Below are 22,243 nucleotides of genomic sequence, written 5' to 3' on the forward strand. Positions count from 1 at the left end.
GGTCTTAAAGCTTGGTGCTCATTGCTAGAAAAACCGTTGCCGTAATGGGCCGATCGTAGGATTTTCTTCCAAGTGGAGTCACTTTGTCTGGCCATGCGTACAGTCCCTTCCTGATAAAATAGATACACATTGTGTATGCAGGGCATGCTATGGTGCCGAAAAGGAGTCTTTCATGACAAAGGCCGCACCTGAGACCCACGCCAAGCCTGTCAATCTGCGCATCCGGGAGGACATGCGCATGCTGATTGACCGTGCCGCGAAAATACGGGGGAAAACCCGCTCCGATTTCATGATCGATGCGGCCTATCGAGCAGCTGAGGACACGCTACTCGACCAGACCCTGATCAAGGTGGATCCCGAGAGTTATCAGCGCTATCTCGACATCCTTGATGAACCGCCGAGCGGGGAAGGTTTTGCGCGCCTTATGAACGCCCCCAAACCATGGCAGGATTGATGCTATCGGCGCCGACGCCTCTGATCGATAGCCACGATCTCGGACTATTCCAAAGTGGCACGGAAAGCCTTGATCAATGGCTTCGTCGTAGGGCTCGGGCCAACCAGATCGGTGGCGCGTCGCGTACCTATGTGGTGGCGGAAGGCCCACGTGTTGTCGGCTACTATTGCCTGTCTTCGGGTGGGCTTGATCTTGCAGCGGCGCCTGGCCCCATCCGCCGCAACATGCCTGACCCTATCCCAATGGTTGTGCTCGGGCGACTCGCCGTGGACGCTGGCTGGCAAAGGAAGGGACTAGGGGCCGCGCTGCTGCGGGACGCTGTTCTGCGCGCCGCTCACGCCGCGACGATCCTTGGGATTCGCGGCATCTTCGTTCATGCCATATCGGATGAGGCCAAAGCCTTCTATGAGCACTATGGCTTCGCGGCTTCCCCGAAAAATCCGATGACTTTGGTGCTGTCGTTGAAGGGGTTGGCGAAAGAGTAGGTTCGATGGAATCGCCGAGCTACCATAACCATTTGTTTTTACACGGCTTTCCAGGGAAAGCGCTATGCTCTGTTCCCGAGAAAACCTTTATATACTTTTCCTGGAATTGTTTTACGCCGCCGGAAACAGTTTCCAGCGACCGGGCCGGAACGCCACGCGGCTCTTTTGCGCCGCCGGATGGCCTACCGGTAGCTCTATCTCGACCCGCTGGCGTTCGCCGCCGATCTCCAGCTCGACGCGGCGCGTGCCGGCGACGCGGCGGCTGGCGGCGACCGTGCCGGCGATGCAGCCGCTGCAGCCATCCAGCAATTCGACGTCATGCGGACGGAAATACAGCGTCGCATCTCCCGAGGACGCATGCGGCGCCTGCAATCCGATCGGGCGGTCGGCCAGCCAGATCTCGCCATTCTCGACCTTGACCGGAAGCGAGCTGGATTCGCCGATGAAACCGTAGACGAAGGGGGAGTTCGGCGTGTCGTAGATGTCGTCGGCGGTGCCGACCTGCTCGATGCGTCCCTGGCTCATCACCACGACACGGTCGGCCAACTCAAGCGCCTCCTCCTGGTCGTGGGTGACGAAGACGGTGGTGTGGCCGGTGGCGTCATGGATTTCGCGCAGCCAGCGGCGCAATTCCCGGCGCACCTGCGCGTCAAGCGCGCCGAACGGCTCGTCAAGCAGCAGCACCTTGGGTTCGATGGCCATGGCGCGCGCCAGCGCCACGCGCTGGCGCTGGCCGCCCGAAAGTTGCGCCGGATAGCGTTTCTCCAGACCCGACAACTGGACGAGGTCGAGCAGTTCCGAAGCGCGGCGGCGGATTTCCTGAGCCGGCGGCCGCGACGGTCCGTGCCGGACCTTGAGGCCGAAACCGATATTGTCGGCCACCGTCATGTGGCGGAACAGGGCGTAGTGCTGGAACACGAAGCCGACATTGCGATCCTGGATGGACTTCTGCGAAGCGTCCTCGTCGCCAAAGAAGATCTTGCCGCGCGTCGGGCGCTCCAGCCCGGCGATCAGCCTGAGCAGCGTCGTCTTGCCGGAGCCGGATGGACCGAGCAGCGCGATCAGTTCGCCCGACTTGATGTCGAGCGACACGTCGTGGAGCGCCGGAAACCGCTCGAACTCCTTGCGCACATTGGCAACGCGAACTTCCATCTAAAGAACCTCTTTTAGTTCATGCATGTCGTTGCCCCAAAACCGGCCTCCACTTTTGGGCGGCATGCATTAGTGCCCGCGCGTCGCGGCGAGTTCGGCGCCGTAGCGCATCTCGAGCAATGTTTTCAAGACCAGCGTGACGAGCGCCAGCCCGGCAAGCAGCGAGGCGACGGCGAAGGCGCCGACGGCATTGTACTCGTTGTAGAGGATTTCGACATGCAGCGGCATGGTGTTGGTCAGGCCCCTGATATGGCCCGACACCACCGAAACCGCGCCGAACTCGCCCATGGCGCGCGCATTGCACAGAAGCACGCCATAGAGCAGGCCCCATTTGACGTTGGGCAAGGTCACGTACCAGAAGGTCTGCCAGCCATTGGCGCCGAGCGAAAGGGCGGCTTCCTCGTCGCCATTGCCCTGTTCCTGCATCAGCGGGATCAGTTCGCGGGCGACGAAGGGGAAGGTGACGAAGACGGTGGCCAGCACGATGCCCGGCACGGCGAACAGGATCTGGATGCCATGACCCTTCAGCCATTCGCCGAGCAGTCCCTGAGCGCCGAACAGCAGCACGTAGACCAGACCCGAAATGACCGGCGAGACCGAGAAGGGCAGGTCGATCAGCGTGGTCAGGAAAGCCTTGCCCTTGAACTCGAACTTGGCAATGGCCCAGGCGGCCGAGATGCCGAAGACGATGTTGAGCGGCACCGAGATCGCCGCCACCAGCAAGGTCAGGCGGATCGCCGAACGCGTGTCGGCGTCGCCAAGCGATTGCAGATAGGTGCCGATGCCCTTGGCGAAGGCTTCCTTGAAGACGATGATCAGCGGCAGCAGCAGGAAGACGGCGAGGAAGACGAAGACAATGGCCATCAGCACGGCCTGTGCCGGCCGGCTTTCGGTCACCGCCGCCGATTTGCTGTCGTGATGCGGTTCCCAGGATTTGATCTCGGGGTCAGCCATAGCGCTTGCGGCTCCATGTCTGCACCAGATTGACGATCAACAGCATGAGGAACGACAGCGCCAGCATGATTGCCGCGATCGCGGTTGCCGCGGGATAATTGTATTCCTCGAGCCGGATGACGATCAGCAGCGGCGCGATTTCGGATTTGTAGGGCAGGTTGCCGGCGATGAAGATGACCGAGCCATATTCGCCGACGCCGCGCGCGAAGGCGAGCGAGAAGCCGGTGATGATGGCAGGCGCAAGGCCGGGAAACAGCACGCGGGTGATGATCTGGAAGCGGCTGGCGCCGAGCGTGGCGGCGGCTTCCTCCACCTCCTTGTCGATCTCTTCCATGATCGGCTGCACGGTGCGCACGACGAATGGCAGGCCGATGAAGACGAGGGCGATGACAATGCCGAGCGGCGTATAGGCGACCTTAAGCCCGAGTGGCATCAGCAGCTTGCCGATCCAGCCGTTGGGTGCGTAGAGCGTGGTCAGCGCGATGCCGGCAACCGCCGTCGGCAGCGCGAAGGGCAGGTCGACCATGGCATCGACGATGCGGCGGCCTGGAAAACGGTAGCGCACCAGCACCCAGGCGACGAGCGTGCCGAAGACGACATTGACGGCAGCCGCGATGAAGGCGGTGCCGAAGCTGATCCGAAGCGCATTGATCGTGCGGCGATCGGTGGCGATGGCCCAGAAATCGGTCCAGCCGAGGGCGGCCGAGCGCCAGATCAGCCCGGACAGCGGGATGAGGATGATGAGGGTGAGGTAGGCAAGCGAGAAGCCGAGCGTCAATCCGAAACCCGGAATGACGCTCGGCTGCCTGAACCGCCACCCCGCCTGCGCGGGTGCTGTGGTCATGTCGTCCTGATCTAGATATTGCTCACTGGGCCGGCTTGTAGATCTGGTCGAATATACCACCGTCGCCGAAATGATAAGGCTGCGCTTTCTTCCAGCCGCCGAATTGCGGATCGTCGATGGTCACCAGCTTGATCGCCGGCAGCTTGGCGAGATCCTCCGGCGGCACCAGTTCGGGCTTGGAAGGCCGATAGTGGTTCTTGGCGATAATGGTCTGGGCTTCCTTGGAGTACAGCCAGCCCAGATAGGCTTCGGCGACCTTGCGGGTGCCCCTGGCATCGACATTGGCGTCGACCACCGCGACCGGCGGTTCGGCCAGAATCGAAGTCGGCGGATAGACGATGTCGAAGTTGTCGGCGCCGAATTCGTCGAGCGCCAGATAGGCATCGTTTTCCCAGCCGATCAGCACGTCGCCCAGGCCTTTTTGGGCGAAGGTCACGGTCGAGCCGCGCGCGCCGGTGTCGAGCACGGGCGCATTGGCGTAGAGCTTGCCGACGAATTCCTTGGTCTTGGCCTCGTCACCGCCGTCATTGGCGTTGGCATAGGCCCAGGCGGCGAGATAGTTCCAGCGCGCACCGCCCGAGGTCTTGGGGTTGGGGGTGATCACCTGGACGCCGTCCTTGACGAGGTCGTTCCAGTCGTGGATGCCCTTGGGATTGCCCTTGCGGACGAGGAAGATGATGGTCGAGGTGTAAGGCGCTGAATTGTTTTCGAATTTCGTGCGCCAGTCAGGATTGATCTTCTTCGACTTCGAGACAATGGCGTTGATGTCGCCTTCGAGCGCCAGCGTCACGACATCGGCGTCGAGGCCGTCGATCACGGCACGAGCCTGGGCGCCGGAGCCGCCATGCGACTGCTGGATGGTCACGGTTTCGCCGGTCTCGGCCTTCCAGTGCGCGGCGAAGGCCTCGTCATAGGCCTTGTAGAGCTCGCGCGTCGGATCGTAGGACACGTTGAGAATGGTGGTGTCGGCAAACGCGAAACCGAGCGTGCCGAACTGGACAGATGTGGCGACCAGCGCGCCGAGCAGTTTCCGGAAATGAGGTTTGGTCATTTCTGCCTCCGTTGAACCCGCGCCAAATCTACCGAATTGATAGAAATAAGATGCATTGAATGTTGCCTTTTTTGCCCTCCTGAAGAAAATCTTCAACGCAATTTCGCAGCACGGAGAAATTTCTTCCTCACGGCGATGTCGGCGCGGCTACACCCGCCAGATGTTCTTATCCAGGCGGGGAGGAGCGATCCGCTCAGCCTTCGCTGTCGATGGTGATCAGCGAGGCCATGTTGGGGCTGTTGAGCGGCACCGACGAGGGACAGCGGCAGCCTGGAATGACGGCGATGTCGAACAGTTCAGTGATATGCCCCTTGAGCTCGATCCATTCGGCGATGCCACCGGTATGGAGGTCGATGATGTAGAGCGCGCAGCGCGGCTCGGCGTCGCGCGCCTGCAGATTGGCCTGCAACGGCAGGTCTTTGAACAAGCCGTCGCGCGGCAGTGACGTGGTGACGATGGCAAAACGGCCGTGAAAGCTCAGGCCCCGAAGAAAGCCGGGACAGAAGGCGATGTTCTGTCTTTCCCAGTTTTTGGGATTGATGCGGACCAGAAAGCCGCGGCCGGAATCGAGCACCCACAGCGCGCCGTCGTGGACGCGCGGCGAATGCGGCATCGACAGATCGTCGACCACCACCTTGTCCTCGGTGATATCGATGATCATGCCGCCTTCCCAGCGCCGGTCGCGCCAGCCGCTGACTGAATCCGACCGGCTGATGGCGCTGACATAGCGGGCGCGGCCGTTCTGCATGGCAAGGCCGTTGAGATGGCAGCGATCCTCCGGCACCAGCTTGCTGATGAAGGAAGGCTTCCACAGCGGCCGGAAGGAATGCGTCGGGCTCAGTGTCGCCAGACACGAGAATTTGGTGTTGATGAAGACGATCTGTCCGTCTTCCCGCACAGCCAGCTCATGAACGTCCAGGTCGCCGGTGTAGGAGGCCGCGCGGGGCACATACATCCGGTCGTAGGTATTGTTGGCGACCTGATCGGGGCCAAGGATGTTCTCCAGCCGCCATACCGCCGTATCGGAAGCGAGCACGATGCGCTGGCCCGCCACGGTGACGCCCATGGCCCTGGTGAAGTTGGTCTGATGGATCGAGGCCTTCCTGTCGCCGGTAAGACCGACCAGGAACAACTGTCCGGTCTGGTAGGAGGTGAAGGCGAGCGAGCACTGCGCCGTCTCCAGCCAGTTGATGAAGCCGCGCGACAGCGAGACATTGGTGTGCTGTTCGACCGGCGCGGCAGGCGCGGTCTCGGCCGGTTTCACCGGGGGTTCGTCGGCGGCGTTGGACGTGCTCACGCTTGCTCCAAGGGTAGGCCCATTCATGACTACGCCGGCCACGAGGGCCGGCGCAAGAATTTCAATGCAATCCGCGTGATTACCAGCCGTAGCGGATAGCCGCACCGATGGAGCCGGCGCTGTAGTGGTCGCCGAAGCGGACGCTGCCGCGCACCACGCCGGACCAGTTGCTGGCGCTCGCCACATTCACGCCGACGCCGACTTCACCAAACGTGCCGTTGCCGACGCTGTCGGTGGCCGAGAAGGCATTGCCGGGGAAGTCGATGTTGACGCTATTGCTGCCGCCGAAACGATTCCAGACGCTCAGCGTCAAATCGGGACTGACCGTCATGCCGTTCATCTGCATGTCGGTGCCGACCCGCACGCCGATCCTGGCGCGGCCGCTGCTGCCGTTCTGGAAGTCGACATCGCCGCCGAAGATCGAGACCGAGTCCATGCTGGTGTGGACCCATTCCAGGCTGGCCTGCGGCTCGATGAAGCCCCAGCCCATGGCGACACGATAGCCGGTGTCGAGGCGCACGCCGATGTTGGTGGCGTTTGTGCTCGCCTTGTCGTTGATCACTCCCTGGCTGTCGTTGATGTCGACGTTGAGGAAGTCGGCCTTGACGAGGCCGTCGAGATAGAAGCCGCCGCTGAGGTAGGTCGCATAGGCGCCGACCGTGCCGCCCTTGTAGTTCCAGCTGTCATCCGTCGCCTTGAAGTCGAGCTTGGAGGTGACGTAGCCGGCCATGACGCCGAACAGCATGTCGCCGCCGGCGACGCCTTCCAGCCCCATGTCGATGCCGCCGAGGAAGGCACCGGTCTGCTGCCGGCGATCGAGATTGAGCGTTTCGGTCTGCTGCGAAATCGGGTCGGTGTAGCTGGTGTCGCCATCCTGGCTCGACCAGTCGCCCGAAGCGCGGGCCCAGATGCCACCCATGCGCGTTTTAAGGTTCTCCTCGGGCATGTCGGCATTATGCGTCCCGGTCGTCTCGGTGCGCAGGTCCGCCATGCGGTCCTGCCAGAAGCCGGTGGTGTCCTGCCAGACATTCTGCGCGCCGGTGATGCCGGCCGGCAGTTCGAACGCGGCATTGCCAAGGCCGACATAGCGCAGGCCATGCTGGTTGCCCTGCAGGAAGAGGTCATAGGCGAACAGACCGGCGTTGACCGGCGCGGGGACATCGAAATTGCTGTCGGATGTCGTGCCGGTGACGGTGACGACCGGAATGAAGGTCGCGGTCGGCACGCCGGGTGCGATGGCGGTAACGTTCACCACCAGATTGGTGTGACCGGAGGAATTGCCGCCGATCGTCAGCGTGTCCGAGGTGTTGTTCGCGAAATCGGTGTCGACGCCGAGCTTGGAATTGCCCTGGCCGGTGAAGTTGCCTGACGTGGTCAGCTTGTCGCCGACCACGCCGTCGATCATCGTCGTCAGGCCGGGACCGGAGCCGAGGCTGCCGTTGACGAAGTTTTCGAGACCGGTGAGGGTGACGGTGTTCGGCGATGAGCCGAAATAGCTGCCTGAGGCATTGACGATGCCGGCATTGTTGAGCGTGTCGTTGCCGGCGCCGAAATTGCTGTCGGTAAACGCCCGGAAGGTGCCTTTCTCATCGATGTTCATGACGTTGCCGGCGTCGCTCAACTCGACGCGGCCCGCAATGATGCCATTGTCGTTGATCTCGACCGTGCCGACCGTCGACTTGATGGCGAGGAAGTTGTCGGCGCCGACATAGCCTGATGTGCCGACATTGACGGTTGCGCCACCGGTCGAATTGACCTTGATGCCGCCCATCTCGCCATACACGTCACCGTCAGTCGTGACGGTGATCGTGCTTGCAGCGCCGGTCGTCTCGGCAATCACGCCGAAGCCGACACCATAGAGGTTGGAATTCTTGTTGTTGGTGATGACGATATTGCTGTCGGCGCCGCTCGTATAGGCGGCAAGTCCCGCCACGCCGCCATAAGCGTTGACGGATCCCGAATTGGTGACGATGACGTTGCTGTTAGCGCCGTTCGACTTGGCGTAGATGCCTTCCTCGTTGGCCGAGTAGATATCGCCTTTGTTGGTGACGGTGACTGTGCCATCCGAGCCGTAGGTATAGGCGCCGATGCCCTTGCCGCCCGAGTTTATGGTTGCGGCGTTGGTGACGGTGACCGTGCCGCCATTGTTCGCGTTGGGGGGCTGGTTTTGCGGGTTCGCGCTGCCAGCCTGGGCAAAGATGCCAAAGGCGTCGGCACCCGTCGTGGTGATGTCGCCCCCGGCCTTGTTGTTGACGACGACGCTGCCATTGTTGGTGGGGACGATGACGTTGCCGCTGGTCACGCCGTAGTAGTTGGCGATTGCCGAAATGCCGGCGGCGGTGACGCCACTTGTCGTGATTCGACCGCTGTTGGTAACGGTGGCCAGTGTGTTGTCGCCGTTGACATCGGCGAAGATGCCGGTCGAACCGCCGTTGGTCGAAACGCTGGCGCCCGTCTCGATGTCGCCGGTGTTGTCGACCGTCACCTTTCCATTCGCGCCGGTCGACGCGGCTTTGATGCCCGCCGATTCCGCTCCGGTCGTGATGTCGCCCGAATTGGTGACCGAGATGACCAGGTTGGTGTCATTGAATCCGGGGCCATTGACGGCCTCGATGCCGACCGACTTGTCGCCACCGGCCGCGGTGTTGATATCGCCACTGTTGGTGATCGTGATGGTGGAGTTACCGCTGTTGGCCGACGCCTTGATGCCGTCGGAGCCATCGGCGCCACTGGTGCCCGAGGTGATGTTGCCCTTGTTGTCGATGGTGATGTTGCCGCCAGTGCCGTAGGTGAAGCCGGCGACGCCCATGTAGCCGGCGCTGACGGTGGCCGCGTTGGTGATCTTGACGGTGCCGCCATTGTTGGGATTGGGCGGTGAATTGGTCGGGTTGATACTGCCGGCCTGTGCAAAGATGCCGTAGGCCTCGTTGCCCGTGGTGGTGATGGTGCCGCCGGCCTTGTTGTTGACGACGACGCTGCCGTTGTTGCCGTGGTAATAGTTGGCGATTGCCGAGATGCCGGCCGCGCTGGTTCCGATCGTGCTGATGGCACCGTTGTTGGTGACGCTGACCTTGGTGTTGTCGCCATCGGCATCGGCGAAGATACCGGTCGAACCGCCGATGGTCGAGACGCTGGCGCCGGTCTGGATGGTGCCGCTGTTGTCGACGCTCACCGAGCCGTTATCGCCGGTGGAGGCGGCCTTGATGCCCGCCGATTCCGCCCCTGTCGTGATGTTGCCGGAATTGGTGACGGAGATAGCGAGGTTGGAGCCAGTGAAGCCGGGACCGTTGACGGCCTCGATGCCGACCGACTTGTCGCCGCCGCTGGTGGTGTCGATGTTGCCGCTGTTGGTGACGGTGATGGTGGAGTTACCGCTGTTGGCCGACGCCTTGATGCCGTCGGAACCGTCGGCGCCGCCGGTGCCCGAGGTGATGTTGCCCTTGTTGTCGATCGTGATGTTGCCGCCGGTGCCGTAGGTGAAGCCGGCGACGCCCATATAGCCGGCGCTGACGGTGGCCGCGTTGGTGATCTTGACGGTACCGCCATTGTTGGGATTGGGCGGAGAGTTGGTCGGGTTGGTACTGCCTGCCTGTGCAAAGATGCCGTAGGCCTCGTTGCCGGTCGTGGTGATGGTGCCGCTCGCCTTGTTGTTGACGACGACGCTGCCATTGTTGCCGTGGTAATAGTTTGCAATCGCCGAGATGCCGGCCGCACTGGTGCCGATCGTGCTGATCGTGCCGCCGTTGGTGACGCTGACCTTGGTGTTGTCGCCGTCGGCATCGGCGAAGATGCCAGTCGAGCCGCCGATGGTCGAGACGCTGGCACCGGTCTCGATGTTGCCGCTGTTGTCGACGGTCACGACACCATTGGCACCGGTGGAGGCAGCCTTGATGCCAGCCGATTCCGCGCCGGTCGTGATGTCGCCGGAATTCGTAACCGAAATCTTCAGGTTGGAGCCGGTGAACCCGGGACCGTTGACGGCCTCGATGCCGACCGACTTGTCGCCACCGCTGGTGGTGTCGATGTTGCCGGTGTTGGTGACAGTGATCGTCGAATTGCCGCTGTTGGCCGACGCCTTGATGCCATCGGAGCCGTCATAGCCTCCGGTGCCGGAGGTGATGTTGCCCTTGTTGTCGATGGTGATGTTGCCGCCGCTGCCATAGGTGAAGCCGGCAACGCCCATGTAGCCGGCCGTGACGCTGGCGGCATTGGTAATCTTGACCGTGCCGCCATCATCGGGATTGGGCGGTGCGTTGTTCGGCGCGATGCTGCCGGCCTGGGCAAAGATGCCATATGCCGCGTCGCCCGTCGCCGTGATCGTGCCGCCGGCCTTGTTGTTGATGACGATGCTGCTGTTGTTGCCGTGATAGTAGCTGGCGATCGCCGAGATGCCGGCCGCGCTGGCGCCCGTCGTGCTGATCGCACCATTGTTGGTGACGCTGATCTTGCCATTGTCGCCGTCGACATCGGCGAAGATGCCGGAGGACGTTCCGCTCATGGAGGCGCTGGCGCCGGTCTGGATGGTGCCGGTGTTGTCGATCGTCACGGCGTTGTTGGAGCCGTAGCTGGCGTTGGCGAAAATGCCTTCGGCGTTGGGGCCGGCGGTCAGATTGCCCGAATTGGTGATGCTGATATGCGTGTCGCTGCTCGACACCGGGCCGCTCGTGGCCGCGCTGACGGCCTTGATGCTGTCGCTGTAGGAATTGATCGTGCCGGTGTTCTTGATGGTGATGTCGGCACCGATGCCATTGGTGCCGGCATAGATGCCGCGTGCGCCTTTCGACTGCGAGAAACTGCCGCCTGGAGGCTGCGGAATGAGCGAGCCGGGGTCCGTCGTCAGCAGACCGCTGTTGGTGATGTCGACCGTGTTGCCATTGCCTGTCGTGACGATGCCGATAGCGTTGTCGCCGGCTACCGTCGCAGTGCGCGGAACGGTGTTGGTGCAGGAGATCGGGGTCGCCGCGCCGCTAACGGTGATGGGGGAGGGCGATGGCGGTTGCGTGCAGTTCGCCGCGAAGGAGGGGGAGGCGGAGAACGCCGCCAGTGTCGAGCCAAGTGCAGTGCCCAGAAGGAGAAGGCGGCGACGTTTTGGACGCGACGGAACAGCCCCGCGCTCGAACGCGACGTCAAAACCCGATAAAAAAGTCATATGAGGCACTCCCTACCCTAAGGGATGGGTACGCCTGCCGAAAAAAAATGCAATTTGAGTCTTTTATTTGCAGGTAGAAATTTAGTGATAGATAAAGTGTGTTGTAATAATGCAACATCACTCCGAATTCTGGCTGTACTAGTACGATTTAGTCGGCTCAGGACCCTTCACGACTTTGGCGCCAACCCCGGCCAAAGGCGGGGTTCTCAATTGGAAGTAATGGGAAAATCGAAGCGCTCCCTGGCGAAGGGTTCCGATGTCAGCGTGAAGTGCCACCATTCGCGCGCATAGTTCTTGAACCCGCCGGCACGCATCACAGCGACCAGCAACTTTCGGTTTGCCGCCGCTTCGGCGCCGAGCGGGCGGTGCGCCGTCTCGCTCATCGGGTCGAAACAGTCGAAGCCGGTGCCGAAATCGAGCGTATCGGCATCGATCGCGCCGCAGACCGGTTTCGCCATGGACGGACCGCCGGTGCGCGCGATGGCGACATCGACGGTCGAGCCGCGCGAATGGCTGGATAGTTTCCCGACATAGCCCTTGGCGATGAGATCGCCGCGTTCGACCTTGGGATACCATTGCGGATCCGGCGGCCCGCCGGCGGTCGTCCAATCGCCCATATCGGCCACGGCGCGGGCAGGGCGGTAGCAGTCGAACACGATCAGGATGAGCCCTTTCGCGGTCATCGCTTTCTGGACGCGAGATAGCGCCTTTGCCGCTTGCGCGGTGAGGATGCAGACCGGGGCGTCATAGCCATCAGCTTTGCGATGCAGGAAGTTTTCGAGACCGGCGTAGCGGATGTCCTGACGGATGGTCGGGTCGACATCGGCCAGCCTGACGAAGCCGGCGGGCAGGGGGGCGGCGTGAGCTGAAGGGGATATCAGCAGTGCCAGCGCTAGGAAGGATGCTGCCAGGAGGGGCCTCGCGCCGGACATACAACATAGAAGTGCAATCCTCTGAATCGCTTGCCACATCCTATTCGACGAAGACTTTCACGCTGGCCGCCCGTCCCACCGCGTCGATGACGGTCAGTGTCGAATAGCCCGCGCCGTCGGGCAGCCAGGTCGCGGTGCGGCGACGGTCGAGGCCGATGAGCGGCTTGCCGTTGGCCAGCCAGCGGAACGGCGCGCGGCCGCCTTGCAGCTTGAGCACAAGCGGCGAGGCATCGGTCGAGTTGGTGCCGAGATCGACGCGCGCGCCGTCCGGCGGGAAGATGATGGTCGGCGCGGGTTCGGTAAGCGTGGCCTGCACCAGGCCATCGGCGCCGGCGCCGAAGCGGGCCAGCGTCACCGGCAGCTCCTCGCGCCTGGGCGAGAAGGTGCCTGGCGGCTTGCCCGGCAACGGCACGGTCGCCAGCCCCGAACGGACAAAGCCTTCGAACAGGATCGGGGCGGCTGAGACATAACCGGAGAGGCCCGGCACCGCGCCGGCATCGGGGCGGCCGACCCAGACCCCAAGCACATAGCGGCCGTCGAAACCGACCGACCAGGCGTCACGATAGCCGTATGACGTGCCGGTCTTGTAGGCGATGCCGCGCTGCAAGGCGCCTTCAGGCGGCTTCACGCCCGACAATATGTCGATGATCTGCCAGTTGGCCTGGTCGTTGAGGATGGTGGTGGTTGAGCTCACGGCATTGGCCGGTTCGGTGCCGTCGCGCAGCGAGTGCGTCTTGCCGCCATTGGCAAGCCCCGTATAGAGCTGGACCAGATCGCGCAGCGTCACGCCGACGCCGCCGAGGCCGATGGCGAGACCCGGCGCCTGGTTGACGGGCAGGATCGGGTTGACGCCCGCCTGGCGGAAGCGCGCCGTCAGCCGCGCCGGACCGACCGCGTCGAGCACGCGGATCGCCGGTACGTTGAGCGACAGTTGCAAGGCCTGGCGGATCGAGACATCGCCCTGATAGCCCATGTCGAAGTTCTTCGGCCGGTAGCCGCCGAAATCGACCGGGCTGTCCTCGATCAGCGTTTCCTGCGCCACCAGTCCCTGCTCGAAGGCAAGGCCATAGATGAACGGCTTCAGCGTGGAACCCGGCGAACGCACGACCTTGGTCATGTCGATCCAGCCCGAACGGCTGGAATCGAAGAAATTGGCCGAGCCGACTTCGCCCAGAATGTCGCCGGTGCGGGCATCGGCCAGCACCATGGCGACGGACAGGCGCGGCCCGAGCCTGGTGGCGGCGTCCCTGGCCACCTGTTCCAGCCCCTGCTGGACGCTTTTGCGAATCGTCAGCTTGAGCGGCTGGCCGGGAATGGCTTTCGGCAGCATCGCGTAGGAGGCATGCGCGGCGAGCGCCGGCAAGGTGCGCCGCAGGCCCGAGACATCGTCGAGCGCGGCGCGTGCGGCCTCGCGTTCGCCGATCAGCCCTGAGGAGACCATGCGGGTCAGCACACGGTCGCGGGCGGCATGGGCGATCTGGAGATTGCGGTCGGGCCGGCGCTTTTCCGGCAATTGGGGCAGCGCCACGAGCAGGGCTGCCTCGGAGACGGTGAGCCGTTTCGGCTCCTTGCCGAAATAGGCCAGCGAGGCAGCGCGCACGCCCTCTAGATTGCCGCCATAGGGGGCCAGCGTGAGATAGCGTTCGAGGATCTCGCGCTTCGACAGGCGCCGTTCGATCTGGATGGCGCGCAGCATCTGCTTGATCTTGGAGCCAAGGCTGCGGCTTTCGCGTGGCTCGATCAGGCGGGCAAGCTGCATCGAGAGGGTCGAACCGCCGGAAACGATGTGGCCGCTGGTGACGAGCTGCCCGGCGGCGCGGCCGAGCGCCAGCAGATCGACCCCTTCATGGTCCCAGAAGCGCTTGTCCTCATAGGTGACCAGCATGTCGACGAACTGCTTGTCGACCTGGTCGAGGCGGGTCTCGAGCCGCCAATAGCCGTCCGGCGTGGCGAAGGCGCGAAGCAACTGGCCGTCACGGTCCTGGACTTCGGTGGAAACGGTGAGTTCCGCTGGCAAGGGCGGCGGGAAGACACGGTCGAGCTCCCAGAGGGAGGTCACGGCGATTGCCGTGAGCCCGACCAGCGAGGCTCCCGCGATTGCCGTTCGACGAAGGAATGCCCTGGAGAGCACGGCGATGCCCCTTATACCGCAGCCATTTCCTTCTCCCCGGCCGGGGAGAAGGAAACTGTCGTGAGCGCAATCGCCGTTTGCATGATCGCTACCATCGGCACCTTACGGCGCCTTGATTTCCATCATGCCGGTGGCGGTGCGAGCCGAAAACTGCGGCCGGTACATGTCCTCCACCGTCGCTGCCGGATGGGCGTAGGTGCCCGGCGTCACGGCGCGCACGACATAGGCGAGCGTCAGATTGTGGTCATGGTCGCCATCGGCCGGGTTGAACGCCGCCACGAAACGGTCGTCGCGGAATTCCAGATGCGCGGCGTCGGTCTGTGCCAGCCAGGAGAAGTTCGTCAACTGGGCGCTGGAAACCAGGCCCGGATTGTCGATCTCGAAGCCGGCCGGCAGAAGGTCGGTGACCAGCAGGCGCGACGGCCAGCTGTTCTGTTCCGTGACTTTGAGCACGACGACATAGCGTTCGTTCTGCGTTGCTTCCGTCACGTTGGCCTCGGTGCCGTCGAGCTTGTAGTAGGTGCGCTCGATGGTGAAGCCGTCGCCGCCGGCAGGCAGTGGCTGGATCGGCGAAGCCACCGTGGTGACGACGGCCTGCAGCGGAGTCTTGCCGGTGTTGGCGATTTCGAGCGGGCTGTCAACCAGCTCGGACCCGTTGACCTGGTTGGAATAGCCGCCCGAATGCGGCGCGCCATTGACGGTCAGCGTGATGGAGTCATTGCCCTCCTTCAGCGCACGGGCCGCCAGCAGCATCCAGGAATCGTCCTGGGTGCTGGTCCAGCGGACTTCCGCGCGTTCCCTGGTCACGAGCTTGATCAGTTCCGGCACGATCGTCGAGACCGGTTTCGATTCCGCCGCCAGCGACAGCATCGCGGCGCCGTCGCGCAGCGCCGAGCCGTAGTCGGAGCGGTACCAGTCGTAGTCGGTTTGCGACTTGGCGAGCTGCAGCGCGGTCTTGAACGTCGCCTCCGAGCGCTGCGTGTCGCCGTAGAGCGCCAGGCTCGCCGCCAGCTGGGCGACGGCCATCGGGCTCGAGAAGGCTTCGAGCTGGGTGTCCGCGTAATAGCGCAGATCGCCGATCGAGGCCTTCTTGTTGCGGGCCAGCACGTAGAGGGCGTAGGCGATCTCGCTGCCGCGGTCCTGTACGCTCTGGTCGTAGCCGAGCGAGTTCTGCAGGTTGTTGAGGGCCTGGTTCATGGCCAGGCTCGGCACGTCGTATTTCTGCTCGCGCGCCCTGGTCAGGAATTCGCTGACATAGGCGTCGAGCCACAGATCGCCGGAGCCGGGACCCCACAGGCCGAAGCTGCCGCTCGAGGACTGGTAGCTCAGGACCTTGTAGATCGCATCCTGGATGCGGCCATGCAGGTCCGGATCGCTTTCCATGCCGATCCCTGACGCCATCTCGTTGACGTAGAGAAGCGGCATGGCGCGGCTGGTGGTCTGCTCGGCGCAACCATAGGGATAGCGATCGAGGGTCATCAGCAGCGAAGGCACGTCGAAGGCAGCCGCCTGCGAAACGCCGACCGAGACCGAAGCGCCGTCGAGCAGGCTGGCAGCCAAGAGTTCCTTGTCGACGCGCAGCGCGCCGCCATTGCCCTTGAGGTCGACCACAAGGCGCGTGGTGACCGGCAATTGCGCCGGGCGCACCGGAACGTAGAGCGTCTGCTCGACCTTGGTGCCGTCGGCATGCGCAAGCTTGATGGTCAGCGAGGCATTGCCCGGCGTCCTTGCGATCAGCGGCACGGTCAGCGTCTGGCGCTTGCCCTGGGCGAGCGTCAGCTTCTGGGGCAGGGGCTTGTCGCCGGTCGACAGGTCGCCGGTCGTGTCGATCGACAGCGCATAGTCGCCGGCCGGGCCGTCGGTGTCGGCCACGTCGAGGCGCATGACGGCGTTGTCGCCAGGTGCCAGGAAGCGCGGCAGGCCGGCGGTGATCACCACGGGATCACGCACGATGACGTCCGACTGGGCATGGCCGACCGCTTCCTTGGTCCAGGCGACGGCCATGACGCGCACGGTGCCGTTGAACTGCGGAATGTCGAAGTCGATCCGCGCCTTGCCGTCGGCGTCGAGCTGGACGATACCGGAGAAGAAGGCGACCAGCTTTTCGGTGGGCGGGCTGCCTTGCGTCTGCATGTTGGCGCCATCACCGCCGGTCCTGAGCTTGCCGGTGGTGCCCAGCGAGCCGTCGATCAGGCGGCCGTAGATGTCGCGGATCTCCATGCCCAGCATGCGCTGGCCGAAGAACCAGTTCTCCGGATCCGGCGCCTTGTAGTTGGTCAGGTTGAGGATACCGACATCGACCGCCGCGACCGTGACATAGGCGTTGGTGCCCGGCTGCACGCCGGCCACGGAAACCGGGATCGACAGCTGCTGGCGCGGCATGGTCTTTTCCGGCGGCGTGAGCGTAACGGCAAGCTTCTTGGCACCCGGGTCGACCGTCAGCCATTTCACGCCGATGGCGCGAGCCGGCATACGGCTTTCCTGCGCGTCGCCCGGCCGGAACAGGGTTGCCGTGACATAGGCGCCGGCGCCCCAGTCGTCGCCGACCGGAATGTCGACGGTGCTGCCGCCGGCCGGCACGGTCGCCGTGATGGTCTTCAAGAGCTTGTCGGAGCCGATATTGATCAGAAGTTCGCCGGCAAAATGCGGCGAGACCTTGAGCTTGGCCACTTCGCCGGCGGCATAGTTGTCCTTGTCCAGGGCAATCTCCAGGCCGTCGGGCGTTTCGGTGGTGGTCGAGGCGACATACCAGCCGGCGTCGAACTCATAGCTGGTCGCCGGTCCCTCGGGGTCCGCCGTCTCGACTTCGAACCGGTACTGGCCCCAGTCGACGGGGACAGAGACCGTGGCATCGCCATCGGCGCCGAGGTCGATCTGGCCGTTGGCGATCGACTTGGTCAAGGTCACCGGCTCGTAGTTCCACGAGTTGTTGGAGCGGTACCACTGATAATTGCGCTCGACCTTGACCAGCGACCATTGCGCGCCTTTCAGCGCCTCGCGCTTGCCGTCGGGATCGACGGCGATCAGGCTGAACTTGGCCGTGCCGCCCTGCGGCACCTCGTCATCGGCGAAATCGGGACGGATGCCGATCATATGGCCTTGCGGGCGGATGCCAATGTTGAGCGAGCGCTCGATGGCGCGGCCGCCGGTTTCGCGCATACGCACCGTCACCTTGCCGTTGACCAGCTTGGTGGTCGAGGGCAACTGGTCGACGGTGACAGGGAAGGTCGCCTTGCCGTCATCGCCTACCAGCGGCAGGCCGGTGAGCGGCGTGACCGTGGGCTCGGCCGACTGCTCGTCGGCGAGGCCGAAGGAAAAGTTGGGGAAACGGTCCCAGTCGCGCGACGTCGACAGCGTCAACTCGCCCTCCAGCGCCAGGCCGGCCGCCGGCGCGCCGTAAAGGAAGCGCCCGTCAATGTTGATGTTGGCGGTTTCGCCGCGCGCAATCTCCTGCTTGTCGGCCTTCATGTCGAATTCGATGCGATCCGGCACGAAGTCCTCGACCAGGAACATCTGGCTGGCAACCGCCGGCTGCTTGGGATCGGTGTAGATCGACACCGACCATGTTCCGCGCATGGCGTTGGGTTCGAGCGCCAGGTCGACGGCGTGGCCGCCGGCCGATACGCCGTCGCTGACGATGCGACGGTCCTCGACGCCATCGGGGCGCGAGAAGATGAAGGTGAGCGGCAGGTTGTCGACCGCCTTGGCCGCGCCGTCGCGGGCGAGTGCTGCGACATGGACGTCCTCGCCGGCGCGGTAGATGCCGCGCTCCGTCCAGGCATAGACGTCGAGCGCGCCGGGCGCGGCGCGTCCGGTGACGCCGCGGTCGGACAGGTCGAAGCCGGCCTTGGCCATGTCGAGGAAGACGAAATCATTGTCGCCCTGCTTGGCCATCAGCACGGCCGGCACCATGCCGCCATCGCCGCGCGTCAGGCCGGGATTGAAGACCGCGTGGCCGTCGGCATCCGACGTCGCGGTGCCGAGAACCTCGTTGTTCCTGGCAACCAGCGTCAGTTCGGCGCCGGCAATCGGCTTGGCGGAGCCCAGCGAGCGGGCAAAGACATTGAGCCCGTCCTGGCCGGTATAGGTCGACAGGCCGATGTCGGAGACGACGAACCACTGCGTGGCCATCGAACCGTAGTCGTCGCTCTTGTCGTTGACGGACTGCGCGGTCAGCACATAGACGCCGGGTTTGCGCTGCGGCAACGCTTCGTCGACCGGGAACGATGTGGTGACTTCCTTGTTGAGGTCGTTGACGATGTCGAGCTGACCCTTCCAGACCGGCTCGCCCATCTGCTCGGAAATGTTGGAGATGTCATAGCCATCGAGCTGGTGCAGGAACTGGTAACCCGACAGAAGCTGCGCCAGCGAGCGGTCGCCGATCCGGTAGAGCTTCATCTCGGCGGCATTCATGTTGACGGTGACGACCGGGATGCCGCGGCGCGCACCGGCCGGCAGCACGAAGCTGTCACCGGTGAAGCGGGCGGACGGAGCACGGTCCTGCACGTAGATCGACAGCACGGTCGGGGCGGCGGTCACTTCGCCGATCGCGGCCGGCAGGCCCGCCCGGAAAGTGACGTCATAATGCTGGCCGTGTTCGAGCCCTTCGACGCAGATCTGCTTGTCCTTGGCCTCGACGCCCTTGGGCGGCGCATTGTCGACAGTCACGAACTGCGCGTAGTCGACGCCGGTCTTGACCAGATCCTCGGAGAATTGCGCGCAGATGCGCGGCGCGCTGGTGTCGGCATCGACGGAATGATCGATGACGCGGAACCCCTTGCGGGCCTTGAGATCGGCATAGTCGGCCTGGACCGCGGGCGAGCTTTCCAGGGCAAGGCTGGCCTCATAGGCCTGCAGCGCCGGCCGGTAGAGATCGCGCTTGTCGAGGCCGTTGCCGAGCAGCGCCAGCACTTCGGCACGCGTCTTGGTGGTGCGCAAAAGCTTGTAGGCGTTGAAGGCCGCCGAGGTGCCGTTCATCGGCAAGGTAGAGGCTTCGGTGGTGTTGGCCGCCGGCTGCACGGCCAGCGTTTCGCGCGCCAGGTTGAGCCAGAGCTGGCCGTCGTCGGGCAGCACCGAGACGGCGGATTCGTATTTCTGCATGGCGGAGCGGTGGTCGCCGGTCAGCACGGCCTGCTCGGCCGCAGAAAGCAGCGCCGCCATGCCCTCGGTCGGCTTGTCGAAGGCCGGGCCAAGCAGCTTGTTGCGGTATTGCTGGGCCTGGTCGGCCATCCAGTTGGGGAAAAAGGCGAGTTCCGGCGGCGCGCCGATGTCGGGGTCGCCGTCTATGTTGACGATCTTGCCGGCGACGGCGCCATTGAAGGTTTTCAACTGGTTATAGTCGGATTTGAGAAAGCACCATTTTGCCTTGGTATTGTAGGTGAAGGCGCGGCAGGCCGGATCGCCAAGACATGTCGTCTTGCACTGGTCGAGCGTTACATTCTGGTCGGACCTGAGGTCGAAGCCGAAATAATCGGAATTGTCCGTCGTTGCGATTCGCCGGGCTTCGGCCGATTGCGCGACACCGCTCCAGGCGAAGAAGAGAAGGACGAGAACCGACAGACCACGAGCCGCGCGCATTGCCATAACACCCTCCAGACAAGTGCAAACGTCCGGGCATGTTCAAGCTTCAGCCGGGCTTGTCAACGCGCGAACGCGGCAGGTGCCGCCTGCCAACGGTTTATTTTCCGGCCAAGTGCCGGTATGCGAACAGTAACCTCCATAGGACAGGGGATCACGCTTTCTTGCGACGACGCAGAAGGTGTGAATTCCAAGCCCGTCCTATTTCAGACAATTGGATTGTGGCCCCTTTACGAGCGCTTCAGAACTTCATTCCAATTTTAGGTTTAGGAACTAGGTTGTCTTAATGCCGGCGCATGAAAAGCAGATGTCAGGAGGGAAAGCGCCAGGGCGCGTCCTTCCGCGCGCCCTGCTTTTTGCCATGATGTGCTCGACCGTGCTGCTCTGCGAATCGAGGCACGCGGCCGCGTTCGAGCTTTTCGGCATCAAGCTTTGGGGGTCGTCCGACAACGACGACGCCGACATTGTCGATCCGCTGCGCTACACGGTCACCATCTCGGCACCCGACGCCGACAAGGACCTCGTCAAGAAGCTCGAAAACGCTTCGGCGCTGAAGGGCGACGAGGACCGGCCGGTCTCGGGCTCGCTCGGGCTGATGGCCAAGGCGCGCGGCGACCGCGAGCAACTGGTCGCGGCGCTTTATGCCGATGCCCGCTATGAAGGCGTCGTCACCATTACCATCGACGGCAAGCCGCTCGACGAATTGCCGCCGGACGCCGAGTTCAAGGGACCGCAGCCGATCCCGGTCGCGATCGACATTGCCGCCGGCCCCAAATTCACCCTCGGCAACATCCGGCTGGAGGGCGACGCGGCGGGGCTGATGAGCGCCGATTATGGGCTGATTGCGGGTGGCGACGCCGGATCGGGCGCAGTCCTGAAGGCCGAGGCGTTGATCGTGCGGACGCTGAAGGAGCAAGGCAGGCCGCTGGCCAAGGTGACCGACCGTCAGATCGTCGCCGACCACGCCAGTTCGACACTCGACGTGACGCTGACAGTCGCGGCCGGGCCGGTGGCGGGCTATGGCGCGACCACGGTGGAAGGCACCGAGAAGGTCGACCGCGACTTCACCGAATACATGACCGGGCTGAAGCGCGGCCGGCAATATTCACCGCAGGAGATCAGCGACGCGCGCGACAGACTGCTGGCGCTCGAGGTGTTCAACAGCGTAACGTTCAAGGAAGCCGACAAGCTCGATGCCGACGGCAACATCCCGATCGGCGTCCAGGTCAGCGAGCGCAAGCCGCGCTATTTCGGAGCGGGCGCCACATTTTCCAACACCGAAGGCCTTGGCCTGGAAGGCTATTGGGGGCATCGCAACCTGTTCGGCCACGCCGAAAAGCTGCGCATCGACGGCGCCATAAGCGGCATCGGCAGCAACAATCTGTCCGAACTCAACTACAATGCCGGCATCATGTTCGAGAAACCCGGCGTGATCGGGCCGGCGTCGAAGTTCTTCGCCAGCGTCAAGACGGTGCTGGAGCATCCGGACGCCTACGACCATTTCTCGGTCAAGGGCAGCACCGGCCTCTCCTATGAACTCGACAAGAAGCAGACCGTGTCGGCGGAAGTGGCGCTCGACTACTCACGCATCCACGACGCCTTCGGCAAGCACAAATACCTGATCGCCAGCATTCCGCTGCAATATGTCTACGATAACAGGGACAACCGGCTCAATCCGACCAGTGGTTTCCGTGTTCTCGCTTATGCCGAGCCGAGCTACGACATATTGAGCGGTGCCGCCTTCCTCAAGCTGAAGGGCGAGGGATCGGCCTATCAGTCGCTGGACACTGCCTCGAAATTCGTGCTGGCCGAGCGCGTCGCGGCCGGCTCGATCGTCGGCACGGGGCTCGAGAACGTGCCGGCCGACCGGCGCTTCTATTCCGGCGGCGGCGGCTCGGTGCGCGGCTATGCCTATCAGGGCATCGGCCCCAAGGACTTCACCGGCCAGCCGATCGGCGGCCTTTCCTTCTTCGAGACCTCGGTCGAGATGCGCATCGCCGTCACCGACACGATCGGCATCGTGCCGTTCGTCGACGCCGGCACAGTGTCGACCAAGTCGGTTCCCAATTTCTCGGATGTGAAGGTCGGCGCCGGCGTCGGCCTGCGCTATGTCACGCCGTTCGGCCCGCTGCGCATCGACGCCGCGGTGCCGCTCAACCGCGACCCTGGTGATCCGCGTTTCGGCATCTATGCCGGCATTGGCCAGGCGTTCTGACA

At 63.6% G+C, this 22,243-nt stretch carries 12 protein-coding genes; 3 read left to right on the forward strand and 9 right to left on the reverse strand.

Annotated elements, in window-relative coordinates:
* The first annotated feature begins 172 nt into the window (after positions 1 to 172).
* Both FJ967_RS13285 and FJ967_RS13290 read left to right on the forward strand, forming a co-directional pair.
* Positions 173 to 454, forward strand: a complete 282-nt coding sequence (locus tag FJ967_RS13285; protein WP_140732255.1) for a DUF1778 domain-containing protein — start codon at positions 173 to 175, stop codon at positions 452 to 454.
* Entirely contained in the window at positions 454 to 939 is a 486-nt protein-coding gene (locus FJ967_RS13290) for a GNAT family N-acetyltransferase (RefSeq protein ID WP_140732382.1), read from the forward strand. The genes FJ967_RS13285 and FJ967_RS13290 overlap by 1 nt, the downstream gene beginning before the upstream one ends.
* A gap of 111 nt (positions 940 to 1,050) precedes the next feature.
* Here FJ967_RS13290 and FJ967_RS13295 read toward each other — a convergent pair whose 3' ends face one another.
* From FJ967_RS13295 to FJ967_RS13335, 9 genes are all read right to left on the reverse strand, one after another.
* Positions 1,051 to 2,091 (reverse strand): sulfate/molybdate ABC transporter ATP-binding protein, encoded by a 1,041-nt coding sequence (locus tag FJ967_RS13295; RefSeq protein WP_140732256.1) that lies wholly within the window; start codon positions 2,089 to 2,091, stop codon positions 1,051 to 1,053.
* A 69-nt stretch (positions 2,092 to 2,160) separates the two neighbouring features.
* On the reverse strand, positions 2,161 to 3,045 hold the full coding sequence (gene cysW / locus FJ967_RS13300) for a sulfate ABC transporter permease subunit CysW (RefSeq protein WP_140732258.1): 885 nt from the start codon (positions 3,043 to 3,045) through the stop codon (positions 2,161 to 2,163).
* On the reverse strand, positions 3,038 to 3,889 hold the full coding sequence (cysT, locus tag FJ967_RS13305; RefSeq protein WP_140732259.1) for a sulfate ABC transporter permease subunit CysT: 852 nt from the start codon (positions 3,887 to 3,889) through the stop codon (positions 3,038 to 3,040). Before cysT ends, cysW begins: the two co-directional genes overlap by 8 nt.
* Before the next feature lie 22 nt (positions 3,890 to 3,911).
* Positions 3,912 to 4,940, reverse strand: coding sequence for a sulfate ABC transporter substrate-binding protein (locus FJ967_RS13310; protein ID WP_140732261.1), 1,029 nt, complete (start codon positions 4,938 to 4,940; stop codon positions 3,912 to 3,914).
* 193 nt (positions 4,941 to 5,133) lie between these two features.
* On the reverse strand, positions 5,134 to 6,237 hold the full coding sequence (locus tag FJ967_RS13315) for a TIGR03032 family protein (protein WP_181175837.1): 1,104 nt from the start codon (positions 6,235 to 6,237) through the stop codon (positions 5,134 to 5,136).
* Between the two features lie 79 nt (positions 6,238 to 6,316).
* On the reverse strand, positions 6,317 to 11,386 hold the full coding sequence (locus FJ967_RS13320) for an autotransporter outer membrane beta-barrel domain-containing protein (RefSeq protein WP_140732264.1): 5,070 nt from the start codon (positions 11,384 to 11,386) through the stop codon (positions 6,317 to 6,319).
* A gap of 206 nt (positions 11,387 to 11,592) precedes the next feature.
* Positions 11,593 to 12,318 carry a M15 family metallopeptidase gene (locus tag FJ967_RS13325; RefSeq protein ID WP_140732265.1) on the reverse strand — a complete coding sequence of 242 codons (726 nt, stop codon included), beginning with the start codon at positions 12,316 to 12,318 and terminating at the stop codon, positions 11,593 to 11,595.
* Positions 12,319 to 12,358: 40 nt separating this feature from the next.
* On the reverse strand, positions 12,359 to 14,449 hold the full coding sequence (pbpC, locus tag FJ967_RS13330) for a penicillin-binding protein 1C (RefSeq protein ID WP_140732267.1): 2,091 nt from the start codon (positions 14,447 to 14,449) through the stop codon (positions 12,359 to 12,361).
* Between the two features lie 102 nt (positions 14,450 to 14,551).
* Positions 14,552 to 20,032, reverse strand: a complete 5,481-nt coding sequence (locus tag FJ967_RS13335) for an alpha-2-macroglobulin family protein (RefSeq protein WP_140732268.1) — start codon at positions 20,030 to 20,032, stop codon at positions 14,552 to 14,554.
* Positions 20,033 to 20,312: 280 nt separating this feature from the next.
* Between FJ967_RS13335 and FJ967_RS13340 the strand changes: the two genes are divergently transcribed.
* Entirely contained in the window at positions 20,313 to 22,241 is a 1,929-nt protein-coding gene (locus tag FJ967_RS13340; RefSeq protein WP_140732270.1) for an autotransporter assembly complex family protein, read from the forward strand.
* The last annotated feature ends 2 nt before the right edge of the window (positions 22,242 to 22,243 follow it).

The sequence above is a fragment of the Mesorhizobium sp. B2-3-4 genome (assembly GCF_006442315.1).
Classification (GTDB): domain Bacteria; phylum Pseudomonadota; class Alphaproteobacteria; order Rhizobiales; family Rhizobiaceae; genus Mesorhizobium.